3 protein-coding genes are annotated in these 4,810 nt (G+C 62.4%); 2 read left to right on the top strand and 1 reads right to left on the bottom strand.

Features of this window, described 5'->3' with window-relative positions:
• Positions 1-194 precede the first annotated feature (194 nt).
• Positions 195-458 (bottom strand): hypothetical protein, encoded by a 264-nt coding sequence (locus tag K2Y56_RS19255; protein ID WP_292511259.1) that lies wholly within the window; start codon positions 456-458, stop codon positions 195-197.
• A 1,239-nt stretch (positions 459-1,697) separates the two neighbouring features.
• Here K2Y56_RS19255 and K2Y56_RS19250 point away from each other — a divergent pair.
• Positions 1,698-3,125: a phosphomannomutase gene (locus K2Y56_RS19250; protein ID WP_292511256.1), complete on the top strand. Its 1,428-nt coding sequence runs from the start codon at positions 1,698-1,700 to the stop codon at positions 3,123-3,125.
• A gap of 448 nt (positions 3,126-3,573) precedes the next feature.
• Complete coding sequence (locus tag K2Y56_RS19245; RefSeq protein ID WP_292511254.1) at positions 3,574-4,059, top strand: hypothetical protein; 486 nt, start codon at positions 3,574-3,576, stop codon at positions 4,057-4,059.
• The last annotated feature ends 751 nt before the right edge of the window (positions 4,060-4,810 follow it).

Below are 4,810 nucleotides of genomic sequence, written 5' to 3'. Positions count from 1 at the left end.
CTAGGCCATGGAAGCCTCATCTCGGCGGGGTGGCGGATCAGAGCTCAGCGCCTGATGATAAAGTCTCACGCCTCGTGCGGACTCAACCACTTTGCCATCGTCGACGCCGGCGGTTTTCCTAACATGCCAACGGGTCTCGTTGACCGTCTGTGAGGTCTGCCACCTTCTCCCGGTGCAGGCGAGATCCATCCAGATCAGGATATCGGCGTTGCCGCGAGTCGAAGCGCCAGGACAACAGCCTGACCCACCTGATCGGCCAAGCCGATCCCCTCATCGGTGTCCGGATATCCGGCGATGAAGGTCGGACCCAGGCTTGGATGGCCGAGGATGACGACGTGGGTCAGCGCGAGGCTGAGATCGGTCCGGACGAGCCGCACGACCTGTAGCGGTCCGATCTGACCATAGACCGCTTGCTCGGAGTAGACCTCGTCGTTCGGCTGGAAGAAAGCCTGTGTCATCACCCACCATCATGGATCGTGTCGGACCCTCGCCGCAGCGATGATCTCGTTATGAGCCGCAGTCCTGCCCGCAGGACTGCCGCAAAGGTGACTGAGCCCTACCCGGTGCCGTGTTAAGACGCCACTTCCCCTCCCTGGTTTGCGCCGTTTGGCAGCGCATGTCGGGGCGACGGGATGGTAGGCCGCCATATTTACGATCCATCCATCTCCTATCGCAAACCCTCGATGGAGCGGCGATCGGGCGTATTTTGCGCTGCTGCCTGGGGGAACATCGTGAGATTGGTCAGAACCTCGTTCACTGTCGCCGTATGCCTCACCTGTTTGTCGGCCTGTATCGCCACAGATCCGTTTGCCGCCATGCGCACAGGCTCTGGCCCAACGCTCGCTTCGTCGACGGCACCGGTCGTGGTGGATTTGGATGAACCGGCGGCTCGCGTTGCCATCAAGGCTCCGCCCGCTCCAGAGCGAGGGGGGTCGTATACCGATCCGCAGGCCGTACTCGCACGGTCGGATAACCGCTTCGCACGGATCGCCTCCGCCTCCCCGCGTGTGAGTACCCCAGCCGCGCGCCTCGACGATCAGCTGCGTCCTGCATCGGGACGCGCGACGCCTTCTGCATCTCCACTTCTCGCTGCCCACTTGAATGCCCCCGAGCCGTCATCTCCCAAAACTGCTTCCCCGGCCGCATCGGGCCGCACGTTGACGCCGCTTGCCGACGTCGAGGCCCATGCCGCCGTGGAGCAAAAGGCTCAAGACAGCCGGAACCGGCGCTTCGACGCTCAAGTCCAGCGCGCCAGCAGCCGTATCTGCAGCGGATGCCTTTCCCCACCTGCCCGCAAGCCAGCCCGCACGGAACAGCCAGCCGGAGAAGCGGACGAGTAGCGATACAAGCCTGAGCAATCCTTGTGTCGCTTCCGACCGGCACAGCCGCATGGCCTCGCTCGAGTGACATTGACCCCGTCGGCGCTCCCCAGTCGGCGGCGATTGACCAATGATAGGGAGCAATCTGCAGATCGCGCTGGCGGCCGACTCGATTGCACGTCCCAGGACATTCACTGGGAAGAGGACGGCTTAAGTTTGGACGCTGTCGCCAGACAGGCGACCGGAGCCTGAGACGGTGACGTGCGAAGCACCGTCGCCTCCGATGATCAAATCGACGAGCCGATCTTGTCAGACCGCGCAATCTGAGCAATCGCCGGCCGATAAGCGTGACGATGCGAAAAAGCGACGGGGGTTGCGATGAGCAGTTTGAAATTCGGTACCAGCGGCCTTCGCGGCCTGGTGACGGACCTCGTTGGATGGCCGAGCTACGCCTACGCCACCGCATTCTTTCGATCCATGGCGGCGAACGCCAGCACCCGCACCGTCCTGATCGGACGCGATCTGCGTGACAGCAGCCCCGGAATCGCAGCGACGGTGGCGCATGCCGCAGTGGCAGCGGGCTTCAGCGCGATCGACGCCGGCGCGGTACCGACACCCGCCCTCGCTCTCGAAGCGTCGCGCCGCGGAGCCTGCGCCGTCATGGTCACGGGCAGCCATATCCCGCAGGATCGCAACGGCCTCAAATTCTATCGCCCCGATGGCGAGATCACCAAAGCCGACGAGGCCGGCATCCTGGCCGCCCTCGCAGGCGTCGTGCCGGGCGAGATCCCGGCAGGGAACTCCCCGGCAATGCCGGCGCCGGATGCGCTCGAACGCTATCGGCGCCGTTACCAAGACGCCTTCCCGGTCGATGCCCTGGCAGGCCTGCATGTCGCCATCTACCAGCAGAGCTCGGTCGCGCGCGATCTCCTGACCGATATCCTCGCGGCGTCCGGCGCGCGCGTGACCCCGATCGGCCGATCCGACACGTTCGTGCCGATCGATACAGAAGCCCATCGTCCCGAGGACATCGCCTTCATTCGCAAGACGATGTCATCCGGCGCATTCGACGCCCTGGTGACGACTGACGGCGATGCCGACCGGCCACTGGTGGCGGATGGAACAGGCCGGATCGTCCGAGGTGACGTGCTCGGATTGATGACGGCGCGATACCTCAGCGTCGATACGGTGGTTGTTCCCGTCACGGCAGGATCGATGCTCGAACGCGCCGGCGGTTTCCGGCGGGTCGTCCGAACAAAGGTCGGCTCGCCCTTCGTCATCGCCGGAATGGAGCAGGCAAAGCGCGATGGGGCATCGGCCATTGCCGGCTTCGAAGCGAATGGCGGTTTCCTTCTCGGGTCCGACCTGACGATCACAGGCCGCATTCTTCCCGCCCTTCCGACCCGCGATGCCATGCTGCCGATCCTGGCGACCCTGGCCGCGGCACGGGCGAGCGGGAAGACGCTGGCCGCGTTCGTCGCCTCGTTCGATGCCGGTGAGATGGCAAGCGACCGGCTTCCCGACACGCCGTCCGAGCGCAGCGGAGCGCTCCTGAGGCAACTCGGCGAAACGTCGTTCCAACGTGATTTTCTCCGCCCTGTCGGCACGCCCCAGGCGATCGATGGCCAGGATGGGGTCAGGATCGAACTCGATGGGGGACGGACCATCCACTTCCGCGCCTCGGGCAACGCACCCGAACTACGGTGCTACACCGAGGCTCAGTCTGAGGCGGAAGCCCAGGAACTCCTGCGCTGGGGCCTGGCGGCGGCTGCGGCGGCGATGGAGGCTTCGGTCAAGCGGCCCTGATACCCGACCAAGACTCTGGCAGATATGACGGATGGTCCATTGCCAAGTTATAGGTCATAAGATTCAATGACTTAGCTGGCGACGACGATGCTCGTGTGTGCGACCGCAGTGGTCCCTGTCACGGAATGGAAATGGCTTTGGACTTTCCAGCTGTCCAATAAGCCAGCCCTCGCGCTGCGTTGCGCTTTAGAGCACTAACGCTACGCTTGCATGAGCTGTCCGCAGCGTCAGCCTACGACGTGCTCATTCGAGCGCGTCAGGCACTCGATGGAACTGCCCAAACCCTGCCAAAACCGGATGCAAGGAGACGGTACCCGTCTGATGCCGCGCTCATAGATCAAGATCATTAACGCTAACGAGGTACAGGCAATCGCGGCCTTGTTCACGTTGAGCGCAGACGATGAGAGCACCTATCGTTTTGGGCATTGCGATAGGCTGCGGAGTCCTCATGGCCACTGACCACGCTTTCCCAAAGAACGGTCGTTCCTGGGTTTCGGAGGATCCAGATCTTATCGCGCTGGAAAATCTAAAGAAAACCCTTTCGTTGCGTACGGTTGATCTAGAACTGATGCAGCTCGAAAAACTCAGTGTTCGAGCCAAGGAGGCCATGGACGCTTTTGTTTTACGGCCACGTGTAGCCGACGCTTACGAGACGATCTGCCTTGGCTGTACGGGCGAAGTGGCGGGAACGCCCCTCGTTCGATTCAGGCGCTCACTGGTCAGCAACGCTTCCAATGAAGACATTACGGCTGGTGTGGTTGCGCGGCGCATAAAGAAGCCGGAATACGCATCGATCGCACCAAGACGGCACGCGAAGCGAACGACCACCTTGCGGCAGAGGCTTGCGCGTCGGATGCATCGGCTCAAGCGTACCGTGAGACGGTTTGTGATGCCTCGGTCCGCCGAGATATGGGACGCTGAGCTGCGGCGCTAGGATGCTTGAAGTGGGTCCTGGCTTTCCAACCAACGCAGGCCGCGTTTGATAGATACCCGCATCTCAAACGAGATTGCTCGCCACCGGCTCTTCGCCCTGCGGACGTCAGAGCTTCGGCAGGTCCTTCTTCAAAGCCTGCGTAACCGGCGCATGAGTTGATACAACGTTCATCGCTGCGCTGTGCGCCTGAAAGGTACTCGGACCCCTTCGACAGATGCGAGCTTCGCTCATGCCGCTGCCTTTCTTGTGGTCGCATACCGCTTCGTCGCCATTGTCACAGTTACCGGACCGATGCCCGGTCACCAGCGTCAGTCCTGCCCGCACTAGAATGCGAGCGGTGGCTCGAACGCGATGCGGCTTCTGACGAACCAGCGCCCGTCAGCGTGGTGCGATGCGGTCGCCCAAATTTGACCGCCCCTCGGAAGAGAGGAACTTTGCCTAGCGTCTCGTTTCATGTGCCGATGCGAAATGCACCCACTGATTAGCGGTTTCCATCGTCTGCTTCTCGCTGAGAAGGAGTTGCCGCTTCAGCCCAGTCCTCGGCGCGTCATAATCCCTGCCGCACTTGACCTATCGCAGGCATTCGCACCTGCGGGCGACCCGATTTTCACCGGATGCCACAACCTTTCCGGCTGCCGCCTTGCGTTCGATGCGCCGCTTGATCCGACGGACATCAAGCTTGGCAGTAATTTCTGTCTCGATACAGTCCACCGGCCTCGTCTGGATTTGCCGACAACGAGGGCCAGACAGT

The sequence above is a fragment of the Methylobacterium sp. genome, from assembly GCF_019745455.1.
Taxonomy (GTDB): domain Bacteria; phylum Pseudomonadota; class Alphaproteobacteria; order Rhizobiales; family Beijerinckiaceae; genus Methylobacterium.
Note: the sequence above shows the minus strand (reverse complement) of the source record. Positions and strands in the feature narration are given on the sequence as shown.